This is a genomic window from Enterocloster sp. 210928-DFI.2.20 (assembly GCF_020554465.1).
GTDB lineage: Bacteria > Bacillota > Clostridia > Lachnospirales > Lachnospiraceae > Enterocloster > Enterocloster bolteae.
Genome location: NZ_JAJCHK010000001.1, coordinates 292,208 through 315,502, shown reverse-complemented (window position 1 = coordinate 315,502; position 23,295 = coordinate 292,208). Strand labels below are relative to the sequence as shown.

At 40.5% G+C, this 23,295-nt stretch carries 17 protein-coding genes; 1 reads left to right on the top strand and 16 read right to left on the bottom strand.

Annotation, left to right across the window (positions count from 1 at the left end; genetic code table 11):
- The first annotated feature begins 146 nt into the window (after positions 1-146).
- Positions 147-518: a helix-turn-helix domain-containing protein gene (locus tag LI015_RS01415; RefSeq protein ID WP_117626628.1), complete on the top strand. Its 372-nt coding sequence runs from the start codon at positions 147-149 to the stop codon at positions 516-518.
- A 178-nt stretch (positions 519-696) separates the two neighbouring features.
- Here the strand turns inward: LI015_RS01415 and LI015_RS01410 are convergent, their stop codons facing one another.
- The 16 genes from LI015_RS01410 to LI015_RS01335 all read right to left on the bottom strand — a co-directional run bounded on the left by LI015_RS01410 (position 697) and on the right by LI015_RS01335 (position 23,271).
- Positions 697-3,261 (bottom strand): hypothetical protein, encoded by a 2,565-nt coding sequence (locus LI015_RS01410; RefSeq protein ID WP_227123827.1) that lies wholly within the window; start codon positions 3,259-3,261, stop codon positions 697-699.
- A 169-nt stretch (positions 3,262-3,430) separates the two neighbouring features.
- Positions 3,431-5,827 (bottom strand): adenylyltransferase/cytidyltransferase family protein, encoded by a 2,397-nt coding sequence (locus LI015_RS01405; protein WP_227123825.1) that lies wholly within the window; start codon positions 5,825-5,827, stop codon positions 3,431-3,433.
- Entirely contained in the window at positions 5,827-6,900 is a 1,074-nt protein-coding gene (locus LI015_RS01400; RefSeq protein ID WP_227123822.1) for an NAD-dependent epimerase/dehydratase family protein, read from the bottom strand. Before LI015_RS01400 ends, LI015_RS01405 begins: the two co-directional genes overlap by 1 nt.
- Before the next feature lie 17 nt (positions 6,901-6,917).
- Positions 6,918-7,721, bottom strand: coding sequence for an IspD/TarI family cytidylyltransferase (locus tag LI015_RS01395; protein ID WP_264468287.1), 804 nt, complete (start codon positions 7,719-7,721; stop codon positions 6,918-6,920).
- Between the two features lie 35 nt (positions 7,722-7,756).
- Positions 7,757-9,049 (bottom strand): glycosyltransferase family 2 protein, encoded by a 1,293-nt coding sequence (locus LI015_RS01390; RefSeq protein WP_227123820.1) that lies wholly within the window; start codon positions 9,047-9,049, stop codon positions 7,757-7,759.
- 5 nt (positions 9,050-9,054) lie between these two features.
- Positions 9,055-10,530 carry a CDP-glycerol glycerophosphotransferase family protein gene (locus LI015_RS01385; RefSeq protein WP_227123818.1) on the bottom strand — a complete coding sequence of 492 codons (1,476 nt, stop codon included), beginning with the start codon at positions 10,528-10,530 and terminating at the stop codon, positions 9,055-9,057.
- A 51-nt stretch (positions 10,531-10,581) separates the two neighbouring features.
- On the bottom strand, positions 10,582-11,838 hold the full coding sequence (locus LI015_RS01380; RefSeq protein ID WP_021895246.1) for a glycosyltransferase: 1,257 nt from the start codon (positions 11,836-11,838) through the stop codon (positions 10,582-10,584).
- Positions 11,835-13,448: a glycosyltransferase family 2 protein gene (locus tag LI015_RS01375; RefSeq protein ID WP_227123816.1), complete on the bottom strand. Its 1,614-nt coding sequence runs from the start codon at positions 13,446-13,448 to the stop codon at positions 11,835-11,837. The genes LI015_RS01380 and LI015_RS01375 overlap by 4 nt, the downstream gene beginning before the upstream one ends.
- Positions 13,405-14,496, bottom strand: coding sequence for a hypothetical protein (locus tag LI015_RS01370; protein ID WP_227123814.1), 1,092 nt, complete (start codon positions 14,494-14,496; stop codon positions 13,405-13,407). Before LI015_RS01370 ends, LI015_RS01375 begins: the two co-directional genes overlap by 44 nt.
- 6 nt (positions 14,497-14,502) lie before the next feature.
- The gene (locus tag LI015_RS01365) at positions 14,503-15,411 is read right to left on the bottom strand and encodes a class I SAM-dependent methyltransferase (protein WP_227123812.1); all 909 of its coding nucleotides are present in this window, start codon (positions 15,409-15,411) and stop codon (positions 14,503-14,505) included.
- 17 nt (positions 15,412-15,428) lie between these two features.
- Positions 15,429-16,373, bottom strand: coding sequence for a glycosyltransferase family 2 protein (locus tag LI015_RS01360; RefSeq protein WP_021895242.1), 945 nt, complete (start codon positions 16,371-16,373; stop codon positions 15,429-15,431).
- A 17-nt stretch (positions 16,374-16,390) separates the two neighbouring features.
- Entirely contained in the window at positions 16,391-17,509 is a 1,119-nt protein-coding gene (locus tag LI015_RS01355) for a radical SAM protein (protein WP_195635590.1), read from the bottom strand.
- Between the two features lie 6 nt (positions 17,510-17,515).
- Entirely contained in the window at positions 17,516-18,535 is a 1,020-nt protein-coding gene (locus LI015_RS01350; RefSeq protein WP_021895240.1) for an FkbM family methyltransferase, read from the bottom strand.
- Positions 18,519-20,114, bottom strand: coding sequence for a glycosyltransferase (locus LI015_RS01345; protein ID WP_227123810.1), 1,596 nt, complete (start codon positions 20,112-20,114; stop codon positions 18,519-18,521). Before LI015_RS01345 ends, LI015_RS01350 begins: the two co-directional genes overlap by 17 nt.
- Positions 20,115-20,124: 10 nt before the next feature.
- The gene (locus tag LI015_RS01340; protein ID WP_227123808.1) at positions 20,125-22,425 is read right to left on the bottom strand and encodes an NTP transferase domain-containing protein; all 2,301 of its coding nucleotides are present in this window, start codon (positions 22,423-22,425) and stop codon (positions 20,125-20,127) included.
- 12 nt (positions 22,426-22,437) lie between these two features.
- Positions 22,438-23,271, bottom strand: a complete 834-nt coding sequence (locus tag LI015_RS01335; protein WP_021895237.1) for a LicD family protein — start codon at positions 23,269-23,271, stop codon at positions 22,438-22,440.
- Positions 23,272-23,295: the final 24 nt, after the last annotated feature.

The window sequence follows — 23,295 nt, the reverse complement described above, 5'->3', positions numbered from 1 at the left end:
AATCATGTTTGGTATGTTCAAATCTGCTTTTTTGGTTTATCATAGGGATATACTCCCCCTACTTGACAAAAAAATTATCCGCACAAATGAGAATGGTAGGCGGCCAGGCAGAATCAGCTACATGTAAACAGAAATGAGGTAAACTCGTGCTTCAGCGTTTAAAGCAGGTAAGAAAGGCCCTTGGGTACACACAGACAGAATTCGCTAAATTTTTAGGAATAACACAGACCTCTTATTCCATGATTGAAAACGGCATACGCCCTTTATCCGACAAATATGTCCGCATCATCTGTATCACATTCAATGTATCAGAACAATATCTGGTAAGCGGACAAGGAGAAATGTTTGTATCGTCTCCTCATAAAAAAGAGCTTTTGGATTTGTTTTCCCAACTGCTGCCGGACACACAGGACTATCTCCTGATCATGGCAAAAGAGCTTCTGAAAATGCAGCAGAAAATATTTGAATGTACAAGTCCCCTTGAGGATAACACCGACGGAAAAAATCATAAGATTTAATTCAAATGATATTTGCGTATATTCAGGATAAATATGGTTTTAACATATTACAATATCGTTTCAAAACAATAACTTTCTATACCTTGTCAACATGCTGAGGAGAGCTGTTCCATTCATTCTACACACAGTAAAAGGCCGCAACTTCATAAGCTGCGGCCTGGATACTTCTCATCATTTCTTAAATTGTTTCCCCTTGTAAAATCCTCATCATATGCGCGTGTACCTTTTTTCCGCAGGTACCGTCCAGATTAGCGGCCATTGTCTCCAGTTCCTTCATCTGACGGGACCTTACCGCCTTAAGTTTTCCCTCTGCCAATGCATCCATGAAGCCCCCAAGGGAGAATATACGGCTTTCATAACAGAAAAATCCATACTTCTTTTCTATCTTTTCAAATCCATCCTCCCCTTTGGTCAGTTTTCCGTAATCTTCATCCGACAGGGTTGGGTAAAAGGCGGTGCAGGTATTATCCTCCACATTGATGGCGGCTGTTTTTCCATCACGGCTACGCTGCACCAGAATTGTGGTATCGTCCATTTTCTTGGCAAAGGAACAGGTAGCGTGATATTGCGGGCAGTAACCGTTGGCTTCCAGGTCAGCCTGCCCGAAGAATTCCGCCGTCAGGACCGTCATGCCGCCGGCCGCCTTGTCAAACCGAATGACTCCGTTGGAAAACGAGGGAATGATGACCAGGTATTGTCCCATATTGAGCAGGCCGGTGGCGTATGGCAATTCATCATACCGCCATTTTCTGGCGGACAGTCTGCCAGACACGCGGAATCTGCGCGTCTCTCCTGTCCGGATATCCCACCTGACAACGTCACGGGTTTTGACTTCGGCCAGCCATATACAATCCCGGTCAACCGCCATTCCTGAATATCCGGTGTCCTCCTCTCCTGCCGTGAAAAAGGCGTATGTGCTGTCTGCCATGGAAAAGCGGAGGAGCTGATTGGTATAGGGGGCTGAAATCCACAGATATTCGCCGGATTCACATGCGCCGGAAGTAATGCCCAACTCCCTGTTGGCTGCTTTCTGCGCCCACTCCTTAGCCCCGGCCCCTTTTAACAGCCCATCCATCCATGCTTCATGGAATTTCCATTGTTTTGTATCACAATCATACTCCATGATTGGATTCCTGTAAGAGGGGACGTAGAATATCCGGTTCCCGTAACAAAAAATCCTCTGGAAGCACAGATTCACGTCCTGCTGCTGTTCAAACAGCGGCATCTGCTCCCCTGTTTTCATATCATAAGCCATGGGCATACCCGATGCTGAAGGCGAGAGATACAGAACATTCCCCCTGGCTGCCATAAATAGATAGGCCGGTTTCCATTTAGGCTGTCCCTTCAGCCGGTCCGCCAGGTCGATTCTTCCGTCCTGTGGCTCCATACATACAAGGGCATTATATTCCGCGCCGGTCATCCAGAGCTTCCCTTCATGGCTGACCGCGTCCGCTATCTTAAACCGCTGCTTTTCCTCCTGCGTAAAACTGCCTGTAATGAAATTATTAAGAATAAAAACAGGCTTTCCCGCAGCCATGAACAGATTCACCACCGAGGTGGCGTCTTCCCCGATATATCCGTCAGCAAGGGCCACGGTATTCGTAATGTCCTGCGTATCATCCCATATGCCAATATGGCTGTCCATAAAATCCGCCGTCAGACTCCGGTACTCTTCTAAAAGGTCCGGGCGGATGGATCGTATGGTGGCCTCCAGCAGGGGATGGGGACGCCATATCAGGGCAACACGGTTCTGATACTTAAACGTGTCAAACACAAGCTTCAGCTTCTTAAGCATATGTTCCCCGTCACTGAGGAAGCGGTTAATACTGGTGTTAAGCATCAGGGACTTCCTGCCTTCCAGAACCTGCCTCCACGATTCGGGCATCTGCGCCCCTGACCTGCATGTCTGTATCACTTTATCCAGCTTGGGGGAGCCAAGGGGAAGCACCTTGTGGTAATAATGCATCTCCCTCATACTCTCCTTAACAAACTCTGACTGTATGATCATATAGTCCACATTGCGGTAGGCCGGAAGTTCCCATTGGGAGAAAAAGCCGGAGGTTACATAATATGGAACGTAGACCAGCTTCCCCACATATTTCTTAAGCTCTGAAGAATAATACGCCGGGTCAATGCTTGTAACATAATTACAGTCATCATATGGATTATGGATATAGGCCAGATCCGGGCAGGCGGATTCCAGGGAATACTGCCTGTAGTCTGTCACCGGTACCTCTTTCGGGAACCGCTCCCCGTCATAGCACTGCCTCCAGCCTCCCCGGGCCTTATCATACTCATAATACGGCAGGGGCATTACCCGGCATTCGCATGCAGGGTCCTCCCGGCAGGCCAGCCATATGCTCTCCATGCTGTCCCACATCTCCGCCTTGTAGGGCATGAATACCACAAGGAAGGTGTCGGGTAGTCCGGTGATAAGCGATGCCGCCTGGTCCAGTATATCATCCAGGCCGGACAGAACGGAGGCCCGGAGCATACCGGAGGCAGCGCAGGTGTGTAAGGACGACAGATTGCTGCGGTAGGCAGCCAGCAGGTTGGAGATAGCTTCATCCTCTGCTATTTTCTCCATATTGCTTATACTTTTCTTCACTGTCTCATCAATTGCCGCAGCGGCCTGACAGCAATCCTCCACATATCCTGACATGCATTGCATATCGGCGGCGGCTATTACCCTATGCATGGACTGCATGGTATCCAGGAGCCTTAAAAGCTTTCTTTTATTCATAACACGCATGTTTTTCTCCCCATCCTTTGTTTTGCCTGACGCTGATTTGATCCATCTGACCTGCCAGACGAATATAGTCTACACCCGAACATTTGCCATTTACCTAAACCGGTCAGAAGCTCATAGAGTTCAGCATCCGATGCACTGTTAAACATAACTCAAGGCTATATTACAACAACTTTCTATTAATCATCTCTTTTATCTTAGTGGAGCTTGTACTCTCCGTATAGGAAAGAAACACAAGTTCAGCTCCATGTTCCCGCAGAAACTCCCGCTTCTTCAGCCAGGCAGGATCCCGGGCATAATCGCTGCCGGAAAACTGGGCATCAAACTGGTATTTCAAATAGGCATCCTTTGTATCGCAAAATTCAAATGGTATTTCAACCGCCTCATCCACATATCTGCATGCCTGAACCATAGCAAGACGTTCCTCAAAAGGGATTACACTGTCCGTCTGTTTATTTCTGCGTACTCCCTCATCCGTCACCACCCCCACAATCAGATAATCGCACTGCTCTTTGGCACGCCGGAGTAAATTGAGATGTCCTACGTGAAACAGGTCAAATACCCCTGCCGCATACCCGATATGATACTTTTTCTTTACCTGTGTACCAGATAACGGCCCGTTAAAGACCTTTCCCTGTCTCCGCGGATATTCTGTATTAGGGTCATAAATGCCTATGTTTATGGCGCCCAGGTCTCTTACCTGTCTGAAAGCTCCCACATAATTCTTAATGCAGATAATGACCTTGTATGTACCGGCGTCAAGTCCTTCTAACACAGACGGTGCTGCAATTTCAATCCCCTCTATTGCAGTACCCCATTTTGTTTCATTATTATCAATCACTCCCGCTATCTCATACTCATCCCTATACAGCGCAAGAAATTTCCGGGCAAAGTTGCCGGATCCGAACAGATACAGCTTTTTATTATCCAGATTCTTAAATATATCTACAAACAGCCGCTGGTACTCTTGTGCTGAATAATTCATACGCTGGCGGTTGGAATGGACAATCTCATGATTTCTCCTGTGCGCCAGATGATAGGAATACAAAATGTCGTCATTCCGGAGTTTGTTTAAAAAGTGTCCGATATGTGCGTAATAAATCTCTATGCAGCTGTCAAGTTTATATCGTTCCAGCAATTCCTTCCTGGGCAGTATAACCTCCATTCTGGTGTCCCCATGATATAAAAGGTCTATATTACGCAGCATGATTGCTTTCGCCGGAAGATTCTCCACATATAATTCCTGATCAAAAAAAACATATTCCCCGTTGACCACAAATCCATTCAGCAATACCAGGTCAATGTATCCCCGCTCCAATACTGCCCCAAGGGCTTCCCTGTCCTCATCTGAACCAAAGGCAACCTTTTTCCATCTACTTCTGTCAATCTTCTTTTGTTTTAATTCATTCTTTTCCTCATCCCATCGCGGATTAAAATGATCCCAATCCACAGCATCATAGGCCACATGCTCCGAGGAATGAAGAATCAGGTTCCACAAGCAATCGAACTGGCGGAGAAATTCATTTTTATTCTCTGCCATCAGCTGACGGAAATGCTTTACCATGGACATCCCATCCACAAATGGCATAACAAAGGTTCCGTCCACCAGGCTGCCTTCTATCATCCTTACGCCATGCCGCTGCAGATAGCAGTTATTCTCCCAAAGCTTTCCCAGCTTCCTTCTGCCTTCTGCATACAACGGTTTTTTTATAACCATTCCGTCCCGCACAATGATAGTACACAGCGCATTCTCTTTTCCCCGTTCCGTTGAAACCGTAATCTGGGATGCATTGGAACATATCGCCTCCAAAGAGCATTCAATCAGAAAACCATTGGCCATCTTGTGAAACAGCCCGTTTTGTATCATGGATGTATATAGATTTTCTTCCTCTAAAAACACGGTATCCGGGCTATGGTACTGGGGAAATATACGGATATCCAACTCCTCATCCGGTGTATAATCCTCTGCAAACAGAATCTGCGGACTGGTGATATCCGGAAAAACAGAATAGAATCTGTGGTATGGGAAACCAGCCTGTTCCAGTATGCCTGTAAGTTCTGCTTTTGAGTACAGCCTTCCTGCAAGGCGTTTTTTGTCAAATGCACTTACCCGTTTATAGTTTTCTATCCCATCAAAATTGCGTCCGGTAAAGGGATCCTTGTCCCCGCAAAAATAACGGACAGCCATTCTGTTTTCCGTTACCAGGAACAGTTTCCCGTCCGCCTTAAGCAGTGTGCGTACTTTCTTCAACAGCTTGATGAGCCCTGCTTCCGGTTCAGCCTGTTCAACAGCCGACGACATCAGAATATATTCATAGCCGGACAAGGTCCTGTCATAAAACCCATCAACTGTACGGCCCTCCATCTCATCCGCAGCCCAGCCATCCACCTCATCCATGGCCGCGCATTCCACATATAATCCACATTCCATGAGAGACTCTTTCAGGGATTGCTCCAGATTCCCATGACCCATTATATACAGCGCCCTGGTACCTTTCTTAAATTCATACCATTTAATCAGCCCTTTGGGCAGCTCCTTTATGATTTCCTGTGCAGTCATCACTCTTTGCTCCTCATTATGTCAATGGTTCGTTCTATGCCTGTCCTGATGTCGTATTTCATGCTCCAGCCCAATCCCTTCAGCCTGCTTCCGTCCAGCCTTGCTTTAGTGGCGGTGCTGTACCCTGCTTTTTCAACAGCATCCGGAATCTCGAAAATCACTTCCGTATTGCATAAACCGGCTATAATATGGGATAAATCCCTTAATGTAATATCTGATTTACTGTCAGCTATATTATATGCCTCCCCGCATTTCCCGCAAAGCATTACCGCAAGAAGCCCAGCCGCAGCGTCTGCCGCGTAGGTATAGGAATAATACTGGTTTCCCTCACTTTTAAGCACGATATCCTGTCCCCTTATTCCATTGCGTATGAACTGGGAGACTGCCTTTGTATCAGACATGAGCATAGTCGGCCCATAAGAGCGGGTAAAACGCGGAATCACCACATCAATTCCAAGCTCCTTGTGGTAGGCCTGGCATAAAGCTTCCCCGCACCGCTTACTTTCCGGATATCCTGCGCGGAGGGTATTGGAATCAATATAGCCGCAGTATGTTTCATTAAAAAACTCAACATCCCCCCTGTTTTCCCCGTAGACCTCATTGGAGGATGCGAAAACAAACCGCTTGACATTATGGCTTACAGCATATCTCAGCAGATGGTCCGTTCCCAAAACATTGGTGGTTATGGTAGCAACCGGATTCGTGGCATAAGCCACCGGATGGGTATTGCTTGCCAGGTGCAGGATATAATCAAAGGCTTCATCCATTTTGCCTTCCAGCGAATCATTTATATCATGAGGCACAAAATGGAACCAGGGACTGTCCAGATACCTGAAAAACCGCTTCCTTGCAGCCTCCTCATTACGCCCCAGCGCCCATATACTGCAGCCCATGGAATGGGCCCGGTTCCGTTCCATCAACACGTCAACGAAAAAGCTGCCAATCAATCCGCTTGCCCCGGTAATCAGAACCCTCTTATCCTGAAGACTGTCCCAGGAAAGATCCAGGTCCGCCACATACCTTACATCCTCCAAATATAATGGATTATCCAATATATCCGTTTTATCTGCCATATTCATCATCTATACTCCTACTTCAGCCAGTTATCCTTTTCCATCTTAAGATACGCCTTAAACAGCTCAAAGTCATCCCTGGTGGTTATTTTTATATTCTTCTCAGACCCATTGGCAAAATACAGCCGCTCCCCCAGTTCAACCATCATGGTATTTGTGTAGGAAGATCCATATATGCCGATTCCCTTTTCAAACGCTTCATGGTAAGCCCTGTCAAGCATTCCATACCTGTATGCCTGGGGCGTTGAAACCCTCCGCAGAGCCTCCCTTGGGATGTACCTGACTGTAGACACCTCATCATCCGCCACAAAAATCTGCTCATTATACGGAAGGGCGGTTACCGCGTTTCCATACTGCCTGCACTTTAAGATTACATCTGACAAAACCGAATCCTCAACCAGCGGACGGATTCCATCATGTATAATAATGATGTCCTCCTCACCACATGTACCTTCCAGTTGAAAAACACCGTTCCGGATGGATTCCTGGGTAGTCCTGCCGCCGGATATAATCCATTGAAGCTTATCTATATTAAACTGCTTCGCATAAGCCCTTACCACATCATGCCAGCCGTCAATGCACACCAGCCCGATGGCGTCAATCTGGGGATGTTTCTGGAATCCCTCAAGGGTATAAATCAATATGGGCTTATCATACACATGGATAAACTGCTTGGGAATATCCTGGCCTGACCGCTGGCCGGAGCCACCGGCAATTACAATCGCTACATTCACTCCTAATCCCTCCACTATCGGCCGCCTGTCTGCTGCCTGTCTGCTGTTTGTTACCTGTCTGCCGTCTGTTGCCTGTCTGTTACTCAACCGTGTTTTCTATACCCTGCATCCATACCCCGAATCTACACTATGTAAAAATAATCCACGATTGTATCCGCAGCCATATAATTCTTTATTCCCTCTGCCAGCAGACGTTTCTCTATTTCAGTATAAAATGTTCCCTTTCTGTTCACTGCGATGATAAAAAGGGCATCGGCTCTGTTCCGGATTCTATCAAAGGGTAGTACTTCCCTCCCCCAGAGATATGGCTTGGACGGCACTCCTGAGACGCAGATGGCTTCCACTTTATCATAGTATCCGTTATTGTACAGTCTCAGGCAGACATTTTCAGCCCAGGCTCCTGCGCCGTATATGATAATCCGGCCGCACCTGTCTATTTCTTTTTTTACTGACAGGATTTCGGAGATTATCTGTCCTACCCGTCCCTCCTCCTTTAAATCACGAATCCAATGGAACAGTTCTTCCTTTGACCCGATATTTAAATCTTTGATTTGGTTATAATATAAATCCCAATCCCGGACGATTAGCTGTGCATATTCCTGTTTGTATTCCTCGCTTATTCTGATAAAAGTCCCTCTGTGGCGCATCATCCGGTAGTACCGGCAGATACCCAGCTCCTGGGTGAGGTGCTTTTGTTCCAAAAAGGTTTCCACATCGCAGTACTCACGGTACATAGCCAGTACCTTGTTCTTGCTCTTGACCGACGCTGCGGGATTATCCTGGCGGTACATATAGAACGCACTGTCAAGCCACATGGCCCTGTTACACAGGGACATGGTCTGAATCCAGAAACCATTGTCCTGGTAAGAAGCTCCCGGAGTTTCATTATGCCTGATTCCATTTTCCGCGAGAAAGCTTCGTCTATATATCCCGGACCAGGTATTCATATAAAACTGGAAAAAAAGAATCCGGTCCTCTTTCTGAAGAACCTTTCCAAAATACCCGTCCATGGCGCTTACATGGATTCTCTTTGAATAATGGAGCGTATCCCAGAACTGGATACACTCTGATTTGATTAAATCCAAATCATTGGAAACAGCATAATCGTACAGCGTCCCATACATGTCCGGAAGGATGTAATCATCGCTTTCAACAATTCCTATGTATTCGCCAGTGGCTGCCTCATACCCCACATTCATTGAATGCCCGTATCCCCGGTTGGGCTTATGTATAACTTTGACCCGGCTGTCTTTGCTTGCATAATCATCCAGGATGGCCGGACTGCTGTCTGTTGAACCGTCATCGACGCAGATGATTTCCAAATCTTTCAGGGATTGGGCGAGGACGCTGTCTATGCAGGTTCTGATATATGATTCGACATTGTAGACTGGGATTATAATGGAAACTTTTGGCATAGGTATCACCTGCTTTTCATGTACTTTTGGGGATTATGAATTACATCCATTATCCTTTCAACCGCCCGTGCTGATGCATGTCCATCATCAAACGAGGTCCATTTCTGAAAAAATCTCTCCAAATCACTAATATATTCCTCTTCCTCAAACTCTGCTATTTTCCTATAAAGATTTTCTAAATTATGAGCTCTTGGATACGGCCACTCACATAGAGGACTGTAAAACCCTCTGTCATCAAGATACTCCTGCTCATCATTCTGGTACAAAAACACCGGTTTCTTTTGAAGAGAAAAATCCCATAATATAGAGGAATAATCTGTTATAAGGACATCTGAAATAATCAATAATTCCTGTACATCAGCGTAATCCGTAACATGTATACAGTCCGAATATAAGGCAGCCAACTGTTCATTGCCACACAGATTAGAATGGAATCTGACCAGCATTACAAAGCTACCGCCAAACTTTTTTTCCAGTTCCTTTTTAACTCTTTTTGCCTCTAAATCATAGGCCCTCACTGAATTTTCTATCGTTCTTCGGAACGTGGGGGCATATAACACGATTCTGGCATTTCTATTTTCCACCCCCAAAGAATGCCTGATTTTGTCTTTATCAACACTTCTACTGTTAAACATCAAATCATTTCTTGGGCTTCCGCACTCCAGTATATCGCCATGACTGTAGAAGGAATTTCTATACATATTACTATTTGCAGATGAACTGGATAAAAAAAGGTCAATCATTTCTCCGTCATTCTTCGCACTGCGTATATACTCTAAGTTTAATGTATTCTCTATATCCTTCTCTACTTTTTTTAAAGGACCCGATCCGTGCCACGTCTGAATGTAATATTGGTTCTTCCTCTTATGGGTATAAATATCCTTCCTGCAATTATCTATCCAGATTTTTGAAGTTGCCATTTCATAATAATATTCCGGGGAGTCCACCTCAACCTTTCTTACCGGGGCAGGCACCTCCGCTCCCATATTCCTGACAGCCCACACGATATCAACATCCTGATTCTGCCTGATTAGTTCTTCTGTTATATATTTTCCATTACACATATAACCCTGTCCATAGTTACTCTGGAAGAACAATTTATTATTCTTTATGGGATAATCCCATAATTTTATAAACATATTATGACACAGAATGCATAGTTCCTCCTTTTGACAAAAGTACACTGCTCCCTTATGAATCCGTTTTACTCTTTCAAAAAGTTCCTCTGCGCCTTTAACGGCAACAAGTATTGCAGCCTCTGGATACTGTTGCTCTGCATTTTCGAACGTAATTACTGGTATGCCCATGGTATTGTCTACTCGAGTTGCTCCATCGCTTACTACAAAACACGCAACTTTATGTCCCAGTTTACAAATTGTCAGCAACTGGTATATCTTTCTGCCATATACACCAGCTCCGTAAATCAGGCTCACCTGACCGGCCTTTACTATTGACATAATATCCACTGTATTCTCTACCAAACCTGCTCCCTCTATGGTTCTTGACGTAGAAGAAATCTACATCTTATCTTATTAATCCATTCTTGTGTTATTATCAGGCAATATTAAAATGTTCTCAAACCCTTCATCAAGCAAGATATTTCTAACCTCATTAGCAATACGGTTACTAACCGTGATAATGACAAGCGCCGATTTTTTATATTGCCTCCACTCACCTATTTCCATAACAGGATGCCCCATTACAAAACCTGAATGATTCTTTATGTCAGATACCGCATATCCCAGAATACCAATATTATTAGAATCCAGTATTCTTAATACTTCCCGCCCAATCTTTCCTGCACCGAATAATATAATGTGATTAAACCGTTTAATCTTATCTAACTGCGATTCATTTATCTCCGTTATACTTCCTAAGAATCGTTCACCATCTATAATTAAGTTTAGCAATTGGTATTCCATGACAGTTCTTTGCTTACAAATTTCATACAAATTGAATTCACTCTCAGTCTTAATCATGCTTTTAATAGATGCTGCGATTTGAAACAAACGTCTGTTAATTCTTTTTAGAACCTCCGTATTCCAAACAAATTTGTCACAAAACTTCTGCATCTCCAGATAAGCTATGATTACCCCCTTAATTCGTTCCTTCGTGACCGGTGACGACATAATAGAGTTCTCTCTATGTCTGTATTCATAATATACATCATTTAAGCACATCGCTCTTTTTGCCAATAACATAGTTTGAAAAGTAAATAACACATCTTCATGTAAGATGCCTTCATAGCACTTCAAACTATTTCTTTTAAGAAACTCAAAGTTAATAAACTGTAATTGAACCGGGGAGACCCATTCATTATTATCTACAATTTTGATAAAAAGCTCCTTCCCATTCCATACCCCTGGATACCTTTCTTTATATGCTATTTTAGCATCATGTTGATATTTAAAATTTTTTTCACAAAATGACTCCGCACTAAAAAAAATACAATCCGTCTGTTCTCGTTCTGCTATTTCATAAAGGTTTTTTAATGCATACGGCTTCAGTTTATCATCTGAATCTAAAAAATAAATATATTTTCCTTGTGCATATTTTAATCCATAATTTCTCGTATAAGAAAGTCCTTTATTCAAGCTATTATGAAAAACCCTAATACGTCCATCTTTCTTTGCATACTCTTCTAATATAACCAATGAATTATCAGTTGAATTATCATCAATGCATAAAATCTCAATGTCACATAATCCCTGTTCACATACACTTGACAAGCATTCTTCTAAATAGGATTCAACATTATATACCGGAATAATTATTGATATATTTTTCACCTTATCTCTCCTTCATTTAGTATTTCGACTAACAATTCGGAAATCAGTATGACCTTCTTTGCTGAAACCCCGGCCTTTAATAATTCAGCTTTCATTTTCAACTGTATCTCCTCCTTCTCACTGGCGATCACACAGAAGTCGAACTCTATACGATTTATTGATTCTACCGGCTTAACCGGAACAAAATACTGTTCCCCAATATGTCTGTAATTTTTATCTATCCATGAAACAATCCTGCACTTGCGATACAATTGTAAAAAAATAATCTCCCCTAAATTACCTGCGCCATATAAAACAACCTTTTTTTCTGACAGAAATGAACAATCCTTTAGTTGTTTTTCATTTTCTATATAAATCCCACATCCTAAAAATAATGGAATATATAATTCTTTTATCCTATCATTATTCCATAATAATAACTCTTCAGAGGATGTAAAAACATCTTCCTCTTTTTTTATTTGATGATACTGTCCATGCCAGCCACGCTCCTGTCTTTCTTTTTCAAATCGTGATTTTCTATCTAAAAAAACCTTTTTAACCGCCTGCTCCTCACTCCTTAGTGGATAATGTCTGTTCAGTATTTTAAGGGGAAACGTCTTATGATATGGTACTTTTACCATATGCCCCCCCGAAGATTTGAGTTCAACCGTGTCACACTTTTTCCATGATTTGCGTTGCTTAAAATGTGAATTACGGTGTCCAAAGTCAAAATATACATCTTTTCCAAATATATTACTGTCTCTAAATTCCTGTGTGAGTTTAAAATCAATAACCGTATTTTCAATCGTGTTATATCCCAGACGGTCAATTTGATAGATTGCATTCTTCAATGTAACACCTTCCCACGGTGCTACTCGTATCTCATCAGCGTCATAGTGGATAAACCACTCATAATTCAGTGTTTTAGCAAGTTCTTCTGTCCAAGCCATTTGGTGATATAAATCAAAATAGTCTTTTTTTCCAGAAGCCGGAAATCGGTCTATCTTAACTTTGTCTGGGTACCTGCCCGCATAATCCTCTAAAAGTTCATACGTTCCATCATCAGACCAATTGTCCATAACATATACATCAATCTGTTGGCTAAAAAGATACTCAAGGGTTTGAGCAATAATATCCACCTCATTAAAACAGTGAATAATTGCTAATACCTTAAATTCATCCGGTGTTTTCCAATTGTGATATGAAAAAGTTCTTCCGGATAAACACACGCCTCCATATATGTCCCCAGAAAACGTCAGGGGACATATACGTTTTGAAAAGGACCAGGTCTCTTGAATATCCAATTCTTTACAATATATAACAAAATCCGAATGCACAGATGCGATATCCACTATCTCAAATATCTCATTCATTTCAGAGTAACAATTGAATTCTATAAAACATAAGCTCTCTTGCGGCAATTTTTCCAAACTGTCAATTGCTATCAATTGAATTCCGGGATATAATCCCGGTAAATGATTCATGACAGAGGGATAAACATATATTGTCTTTTGCTTCATACAAAGAGCTGCCCTATTTAAAATATCTTCAATTATAAATCCATCTTCTTTGAAAATCCCATCTCTATTAAAGCAATTCTGGTTTACACCAATACATTCGTTCCTGCTCAATTCCCGCCACCATTAATTCTTTTTCTATTTCTTTTGCAACGCTTTGATTCGCGACAGCAATAAGAATAACATCATATTTCAAATGCTGCAGCTCATCCGGCATTCCAATATCCATACCCTGATTCCGATACAAAGCTGCTCTCTTATCAACCCAGCCAGCTAAATGTAAATCTTCGGATTTCCCTATATAGGATGCAAAATCCTGTCCTACTTTACCCGCACCATAAACAACAATACTATTGTAATTTTCATTTATTTTTTCTGGAAATTTATATAGATTTTTCTTCTGGCCAACACTTGTCTCTATGATTGGATTTTTAAATGTCCTGCCAAATGTTCCGTACCTTATATTTCTTTCCATGTCATAATTAACAACTGTATAAAAGGCTTCTATACCTTTTTCATAAGCATCTATATACTTTTTATTGATTTTTGATAAGTCAAGCAATTCATTCCAAATGCATATATCGCTATTTTGTATATAAAATCCTTTCACTACCCTATACATATTAAAATCAACAGGAACAGGCATATCAAACACCCACTCCAAATCAATACACTTTATGGTTCCGTCATCCATTATAATAACATTATCATTAGTACAGTCAAAATTAGAAATTCTTGTTGACAATACTCCCTCCGGAATATTAAGCGCTCCAAAAACACTCGCAAATTCCTTTGTTTTCCGATATTTACATATGTTGCTCTTCTCTCCAATAAGCACACTTCTCCATTGTTCCAAAAGCTGGCATACAAGATTTTGATCCTGTTCTATAAAGGCTCTTCTTAATTTTTCTCCTAACGTGGTTCCCTTTATATATGGTGTAATCAAAACATCATCCCTTAACTCACTTTTTACTAAATATGATGGATGACTTAATTCATACAAGCATTCATTTTGATACGTCTGTCTGATATGCGGCACAGCTAAGCCGTCGGCAGGTTTCTTTAATATTACCATCTCATTGGTATCATTTACTAAAATCATGGTAATTACCTGATATTTTCTTTTTCTATCCAAAGAACCTTTACTATATACCACCTGCATGTACATCTACCTCTTCAATTCTACCAAAAATGAGTTAGCAAACATTCTGAATTCTTCTTTGCCTGACAAGCTGTTTAGAAACTTCAATTCATCAAAACACTCTATTCTTGGAGAAACATAATTGCTTCCCTTCATTACCAGGCTCCCCTTTGGAGGCAGATATTTATCAGAAAAAATCTGCAGCGGAAATTTATAATCCGGATAAGGATAGTAAAAACGAAGTTTTTTAAATCCGCTGTTGAAGCATAGATTTCTTAATTCATAATAAGAAAACGTTCTTGCCTTAATACTTTTTTGATATCCTTCAATTCCGCTGAAAGCCTCTCCATTGTGATCTTCCTTACATCCCGAAAAATATTTTGCGCCTAACCGGTTTTCAATGGCTATATAAATCCGGCCGTCATCCTTTAAATTTTTATTTAAACCGCTTAAAAAATCTATGTATGGACTGTTTGAATGTATATAATAATTTGCATATTCCAACACTCCAATGAGTGTAATGACATCATATTTTCGTTCCAGCTCAATATCTTCATAATTACCCACGTACAACGTCAGATTGTCACAATCTTTATGTCTATATGCATTAATAAGAGAACGTCTTCTTGACAGGTCAATACAATCAACCTTTTGCGCGTACCTGCAAAGAGCGCCAGTAACCGCGCCACATCCGGCGCCTATTTCAAGCACACTTTCTGACTTATCAATTAGCATTGGCTCTATAATGAGTTCCCTTTCTTTTGACAGATGATAGTAAACCGGAAAATCATCTGTTTTATAACATTCTATTTCTATGTCATGTGAATCCCGGACTATCCTCAGCATCTTCTCTTCAATATCCCCATCTGAATACTCATCCAATCCAGAATAAAACTGCATATCGAGTTTTATATTTCCAATATATATGTCTTCCAAAATAAAACGTTCCTCCGTTAATCAAATATCCTCATTCGTTCCAATTGCTGTCCAAGCTTTCGCTTACACAATAATTCCAAGGCTTCCAGATTATCTGCCTGCATGATTCTGGCTTGTCTTACAATCTCTTTAAAAGTCATAAACAGATTTTTCAATTCCTCTAAAGAGTCACAAGGTGAGGAGAGTCCTTCTGCCAAAACTTTATTAATGAGAGCCAGCTGCTCTTCCTGCAATACAAAGCCACTCATCTGAAGCGAGTCTCGTTGGAACCGGGCATATGTCCTGGCCCGCTCTTCTGCATACAGCATTTTACTTCGAACCGTTTCATTCTTCTTATGCAATCTGTGATACAGCAAAAGATTACCAATGGTTGTGATTTTAGCAACTTTAGAACTTTCAATGAAAAAGCGAAAATCCTGCATTCCATAACAATTTTCCTTATATCTCAAGTGATTTTTGTCAATAAAATTTTTTCTGATCATACTTGTTCCATTATAAAAGTCCAAACAATTAAACAGCAGTACCGCTTTTATATATTCAGGGTTATAACGGGGAATATCACAAAAGCGGATGATTTTTCCATTTTCATCAATTTCCGCTGTTGCCCCTCCGAGAATATCAACATCTTCGTTCCTTTCCATAAATTCCACCTGGAGTTGAAGACGTTCCGCTGTTGCCATATCATCATCATCTAAAAGTGCAATGTACTTTCCCGAAGCAGCTTCAATCCCTCGATTTGTTGAATACGCTATGCCTCTGTTACAAGTGTTTCTTTTCAATATAATTCTGGAATCTTTTATTCCGTTTACTATTTCTAGCGAACCGTCCACAGACGCATCATCTACAAGAATAAGCTCTAAATTAGAATATGTTTGTTGTAATATAGATTTAATGGCTTCAAATAAATACTTTTCCGCATTAAATATTGGCATAATCACACTGACCAATGGTTCTGTACTCATGTCATCCTCCGCATCAATTATTCCCATACCGCAAAGTCTTCTAATTTAACTTCCGTGCATGTTTGCCATTCCATTTCATTGCTCACACAATGTCCACATAAGGGTACCTCTTTCTTTAATAATGTAAGCAATTCCTGACCTGATGGGCAATCCTTCAGTTCTAATATCCCCTCTTCCGGCAGTTTGGTTCCGAATTTTTTATTAAATTCCTGAATATACATTAATGTGGGACATCTGGAAATTTTTCCATGCCAAATATTAACACAGCCATTAGAAATACACTCTCGTTCCAATCGGCTGTTAGCACTCATGGATAGTGGCCTATTAAACCTTTGTTTCTTATCATATGGGCGTAAATCGTAATTAACATTAAATTGTTCCAAACGTTCTACAATCTTACCTATCCTTTTATGTGTTGGCTGATACTCTGATATACTCACTACAATCCGATTCTCTGCCATTGTCATTAACGTATGATCTGGCAAATTTGGTATTAACAGTCCATTCGTTACAAGCCATATATTTGTCTTTGGCAATTCACCCCGAATCCCTGTCACATATCTTTCCAGCTCAGGATTTAAAAGCGGCTCCCCACCCAAAATATAAAATCTGATAATATGGGATACCTTTTCTTTCATAATCCGGATATCATTCATACATTCTTCATACACAGGCAATGACTGGTTAAAAATAGGGCTAAAGTGGGCACATCCTTTACACTTTAGGTTGCATGAATCGGCAATGTGCATCTCCAGATGAGGCAGTACACATTCGCCCTCCCACTCTGATGTATTATTACAGGAATTTTCTAAAAAAGACCTGTCACCTTTGCACCAGTTAAAAGAATATATATGATGAAAGCCTTTCTCTCTCAGGCTCCTGTTAATTTCATCGATTCCCCACGGACTTCTGGCTGTGATTACTATGTTGGAATCCAAATCAATAACCTCATTAGGGGAAAGAATTGGAAATCCATTCCAGACTCCCCTTTTACGTGTATCAATTATTCCCTGAAACGCTCCATGTTCCCCTGTTGCCTGTAAAAAAGAATACGCTATATCAGCTCCTAGCCCAGCTCCAAAAAAAAACATTTCATACGTCCTTCCTAACCTTTTAAGTTTTTCAAAATAAATCATGGAATACTATGCCTTTGCATAAAGAACTGTTTCAGAAGCAAGGACAGAGTAATGCCGAATATAAAATGTATATTTCGGGTATAGCTCTAATAGTAACTTTGGAATGGTCCAAATATCTTCTGCTTTATGATAAAGGCTGATTGCTAAATTAGGATGATATTTCATCAAATACCCCCTCCCCCCAAGTAACGCCTGATACTCCGCACCTTCAAGATCCATTTTAATAAATGTGCCCGGCACATTACCCAGCAAGTTATCCAATGAATCCACCTTAATCCGTTCCAATCCACTATTAGAGATCTGGGAGGAACCGGTAGACACTGCCTCAAACATCAGCTCCGTCTGCTTCTCCCACAACCCTGTCTGATACAGATGGACTCTATCCACAGAATGTTTTTGGAAGTTTTCCTTACATTTTATATAGTTATCCGGATCCGGCTCAAATGCAATTATAGAATCATATTTTTCATGACACCACTTTATAAAATTTAAGCTGGTTGTCCCATCAAAGCATCCACAATCCACAAAAATTTCATGTTCTGAATGCGGAAAAACTTCCAGATCAAAATATTGTCTCCGGCTCATATCGTCAATCATTTTCCCCATATTAATAATTTGACCTTCCGGAAATCCTTCCCCTAACAGCTGTTGAAATATCTCCTTGTAATATAGTCTGGTGGCAATCACGATGACTGCATTGCGGTGCTCCCGGCACAGGCTTTCAAAAGACAAAACAGGAATATTACAGCATACTTCCTGTTGTTTATGATTATCCGCAAAATAATCCCACTTAATCTGTAATGTATCTGCCAGCTCCTTTCCCCAGGCCCCTGTTCCAAATATGATTTTTTCTGAATCCTTATTCTCATACAGTCTGGTAAGAAATTCTCTTCCTTCGCTGGTTGTGTTAATGATTTTTTTAAGCCACATATCATCCTGTGTGGCATTATAAAAAACACGGTAACCATACAGCTCCTTTGATAGAGAATCTCCCATATGTTGATAGATTTTATTCATCTCTTTCATTAAACAGCACCTCCGCAAGCTGGTTTGCGATTTTTCGATTAACGATATCATTTAAATGCCATGGATGTACACCATATTCAAACCACTCATCTGTAAAATAATAGGGATTCTTCCATGCCTCAATACAAACAATTTTGTCAAATCCTGTCCTCAAAAAATCATAGCACCTTTTTAATATCAAATTGGTTTCTTTTATCTTACTTTTATTTTCATAATCAGTTAATTCTTTCACTGTACCATGGGTTTCCGCCAAATAGTTTTCAACCATTACCAGCTTAACAGTCTTTGATTCATTCGATATTTTGTTCATAAACAAAACTGCGCATTCTTTCCACTGCTTCCACCAATTATCTGTTCCAAATGACAAAATACAATTATCACACTCCAAATCATCAGCATCCGCATAGGCATCACTATATGTTATCACTCCATCATTGTCTATGATTAAATCATGTCTCTCTTCCAATAAATCAAAAATCAAAAATTGAGGTCTTTCTCTCTCCATAATTTCAAAAAAAGAGGATATTATATCTCTTTGAATCATTTTTTCCCGAAATGGATTAGAATGACATACATTCATTTTTTTTCTATATGGGTGAACAATACTAATCAGACTTGAAAATTGAAAACTTAGTTCTACATCTTGAATGACCGGCATATATCTTATCATCTGCATAAGATTATAACTGCCTAATTGGGCCACTTTCCTTAATTTATCACCCATAAAAAAATTTTCATAACAATCTGAATACGAGTTTCGGAGGATAATATAATCCTCCCTTCTCATCTTCGTCCACCCAGCCGTCAAGACTAATGAAAAATTTTTTAGCAAATACCGTCTTAGTGCTTCCTTGTTTTCCTCAAAAATCCCACATCTCTTAAATCCTGAAATCATATATTCAGTTCCGGGTACCAGTTCCTGCCTGTTCAAGCGTGCCATTGTGCTAACTGACCCTGTTCTGCCCTTCCGATAAAAGTAAAGGCACTCATCTAAACTAACTATCTTTTTAGCAACAGCTAAAATCCACATTGTGACAACAAAGTCTTCACCATATAAATTGGGCATCTTTATGTTATTATCCACCCATAGCGAGCGCAGAGAAAATTTTGTTACTACTCCCATACGGTCGTCCTCTAATTTTTCCTGCCTGGTAAGGGGAATTCCTATCACAGACGAGCAGCGCATATAACTTGTCTCTTTTGTCACCATATTGTATCTGGATATATTACATGTCACCATATCACCATCATACTGGTTTGCGGCATAAAGCATTTTTTCAACAAACTGCAAATCATACCAGTCATCCGCATCTAAAAACGCAATCCATTTGCCAGTTGCCTTTTCAATACCAAAATTTCTCGCTGGCCCCAGGCCTTCATTATCTTTTGAATAGAACCGGATCCTGTTATCCCTTTCCTGCCATTCCCTGCATTTGAGAGCAGAATTATCTGTTGAGCCATCATTCACCACTACGATTTCCAGCTTTTTATATGTCTGGCTGACCACCGATTCCAGACATTCATCTAGGTAATCTTCCACATTATAAACAGGTATTACCACGCTAACCAAATCACACATTTTATTTCCCCTATAAATACTTGCCAAAAGACCTGCGCACACCTTCGTCAAAAGTAAACTGAATTTTCTTTTGAGGCAGACCATTTAACATTGCCATCAGTTTACGCACATTTACCGTTTCCTCTGAAATCAATTGAATAATCTGTGCCACATCTTTCATAGATTCCACCGGCCAGTTATATCGTGCTATTTCCTGCGTGCCCAATCGGATTCCACTGCCAGAGAAAAGCTCTTTATTCTTTTTATTCAAAGTAATACCATATTTTAAACTGTTTTCAAATATCCGGTTCATCGTATTCTTATCTGTCCTGATAAAGACCTGATGCGTCTTTGAATATGTCCCTTCTTTCATGGCAATATCCATACCAAGCTCTTTTAAATTTTTACCTAATTCATTGGCCAATGTAACAATATGCTCTTGATATGCCTGTCCAAAATTTTCAAACTCTATTAATGTAAATAACAGACTCACCTTTTGATGCATCTGGGTATGCCTGATATAAATCGGATTGATGGTTGTTTCCAGTTTTGCATGAAGTTCGTCATTATTTGTCATAATCAGTCCGCATGCCGGACCTGGAAAGGTCTTATGTGTTCCGCCAAACATAACGATATTTTTGATGCCCGCCAATGGATTCTCAATAACTCCTGCGCCTATTAAGCCCAGCATCTGACTTACATCATATAAAAGCACCGTATTCCCCAATTCAATTCTATTGACTTCCAGCGGACTTATAATATCGGAAGGAGCCAGAAGTATATAATCAATCTGTCCTTCCTTTAACCTGTGATTCAGCTTTTCATAATCCAAATCAAAGTTTTGAAAATCATAAGGCACATCACTCACCTTAAGCCCCAGCCGTTCACATATTGGCTTAACAGAAGCATGCCCGCCGCTTTGACTGCTCAAAATCATAATGCTGTCACCAATTTTTGCAAGTGACATCAACACGACCATCAAACAGTTCATACCTGTCAATGTCCTTGCATCTGTATACTTTGCATTAAATATTTCTCGGCATTCTTCTGAAATCATCTCATAAAAAGGCAGTAAATAGTTGCTTCCAATAAAATTATTATCCTCCAGATAAGAATAGGTATTACCAACAATATATCTTTCTTGAAATCCCATTGACAACGGCATATTCCCAAAATCAGAAATGACATTCTCGGCTGCACACAACGGAAGGGTTCTATTATAATATGTTGTAAAACTCTCCGTAATATTAACTAATTCCTGCAACTTGTCATCATATCTTCTGACTTCTAAAATTTCCAATTCCGAATTAATTTTGCAAATATATTTTTTCTGTTGAAAAGTAAAGGTAAAGCCTTTACTTAAGTCCTCTTTTGTGATTGGTGCAAATTTTGATAATTCCCCTTCTGTTGTGTTCAATTCCGATGCTATCATTTTCATTAATTTAGAGCCGGAATCCACAAAATATGTATTATCAAATTCTCTTAATTCTTCCAGACAATCAAACTCATAAATAACGTTGCTGTCTACTCTCTTGGCATACATATAAAGCTCAGATAAATGTTCATCCTGAATATCTGCCCAAAACTTACAGATTGTCTGCGGCTTATCAAATTCCCATGAAAGAATTTCTATGAATTTTTCAGTGAAACGTCTATTAAAATAAGCATACCCCAATGTCACCCAGGTATCCGCCGCATCATAAAAAGTAGCTAAAATCTTATCATACCCATCCGTTTGTATGCCTCTCTCCTCAGTTGCTCCTTCTTTATAGACAGAGCAATAAAACGCATCATAAGCATAGCTTTGGAAAATATTTTCATTAAAGTAGAGATCGGAAGAGGTAATAATCGTATTGCCCAGCTTTTTCCTTGCCGCCCATATACTGGCATGATTATTCCTAATACGATAGTCCCCGGTCTCGATAATATTCACACCATATTTTTCTTGCAGATAGTAAAATTTATCTTTCATAAATCCTACAACAATCGTGATATCAGTAATACCCTTTTCATGCAGCTGCCGTATCTGTCTCTCAATCAATACTTCTCCGTTTACAGGAAGTAATCCCTTAGGCCTTTCAAAACACAGAGGCACAAACCTGGAAGATACACCCGCTGCCAGTATAATGGCATTGTCCACCTTATGCCTCTCCAAATACTGCACGCCTTTTTCGGTAATTATCCCTCCTTTTGCATACCCCTCCTCATTCAGCCGTTCGAACTCTGCATCAATTACAGAATAAGGCTTATACAGTTTTCGTGCAGCCGCCCGGCTGTCCCATCCGGTGTTGTCATTTAAATACATTAGAATATCAAACATTATCTTATTCATTCCACTCTCTCCTCATGAATCCGGAAACTCAATTTTAGAGACCGGATGGCATTTTCTCTTTTCAACAGGCGGTAACGCCATATAATTGCCATACAAAAAACGTAAGTACTCATCGGCATGTCTGCTTCCCTTTAATATCACATGTTCAAATTGAATATCAACCGTATCCTCGTACCATTCCCGCTTATATCCAAAACATCTGTTACATGCCGGGAATGTCAGGCACTTTACCCATTTTGAATATTTTTTATTGCGATGTTTAAAGTAGCTGCGATAACTTGTTTTCAGTATATTTTCTGGTATCATTGACAATCCACAGAACAAAAGCCCTTTTAACCCTTTTTCCGTTTTTTTCCCCACAACAGACCAAAATACTTTTCTATATAAAAAACTCACAAAATTGCATATGCTTCTAAAAAAATAGTTTTCAGGAACATTATCACATATGAATACATCTAAAAAAATACCTTGATCATATTGCATGTGCTCCTGATTCAAACGGATAAATTGGGAATCTTTGCGGCGCAGTTTCGCATATCCCCATCTGTATCCCTTAGTATTATCCATATCCTGAAGATAAAATCTCTCCTGATCCAGTTCCTCATTACATTTTTCTTTGAATTTCTCATATTCAGAACGTACCATAATGACATCCGCGTCATCATCCCACGGAATAAATCCCCCATGCCTGACAGCCCCCAGCAACGTTCCTCCATCAATACTATATTTAATCCCGGATGCCCGGCAAATTTTATCTAATTCCACCAATAACTCTAATTCTACTGACTGTAATTTTTTTAGTTCCTCCTCAGATAATACATGCCAGGCCGGCATTCTCTGCTTCAAGATATTTCACCTCTTTACCCGAAG

What these genes read in the sequence shown, in the direction of transcription:
- LI015_RS01410 (WP_227123827.1), bottom strand. Translation starts at nt 3,261, where the DNA reads ATGAATAAAAGAAAGCTTTTAAGGCTCCTGGATACCATGCAGTCCATG.
- LI015_RS01405 (WP_227123825.1), bottom strand. Translation starts at nt 5,827, where the DNA reads ATGACTGCACAGGAAATCATAAAGGAGCTGCCCAAAGGGCTGATTAAA.
- LI015_RS01400 (WP_227123822.1), bottom strand. Translation starts at nt 6,900, where the DNA reads ATGGCAGATAAAACGGATATATTGGATAATCCATTATATTTGGAGGAT.
- LI015_RS01390 (WP_227123820.1), bottom strand. Translation starts at nt 9,049, where the DNA reads ATGCCAAAAGTTTCCATTATAATCCCAGTCTACAATGTCGAATCATAT.
- LI015_RS01370 (WP_227123814.1), bottom strand. Translation starts at nt 14,496, where the DNA reads ATGCAGGTGGTATATAGTAAAGGTTCTTTGGATAGAAAAAGAAAATAT.
- LI015_RS01360 (WP_021895242.1), bottom strand. Translation starts at nt 16,373, where the DNA reads ATGAGTACAGAACCATTGGTCAGTGTGATTATGCCAATATTTAATGCG.
- LI015_RS01355 (WP_195635590.1), bottom strand. Translation starts at nt 17,509, where the DNA reads ATGATTTATTTTGAAAAACTTAAAAGGTTAGGAAGGACGTATGAAATG.
- LI015_RS01350 (WP_021895240.1), bottom strand. Translation starts at nt 18,535, where the DNA reads ATGAAAGAGATGAATAAAATCTATCAACATATGGGAGATTCTCTATCA.
- LI015_RS01345 (WP_227123810.1), bottom strand. Translation starts at nt 20,114, where the DNA reads ATGTGTGATTTGGTTAGCGTGGTAATACCTGTTTATAATGTGGAAGAT.
- LI015_RS01340 (WP_227123808.1), bottom strand. Translation starts at nt 22,425, where the DNA reads ATGAATAAGATAATGTTTGATATTCTAATGTATTTAAATGACAACACC.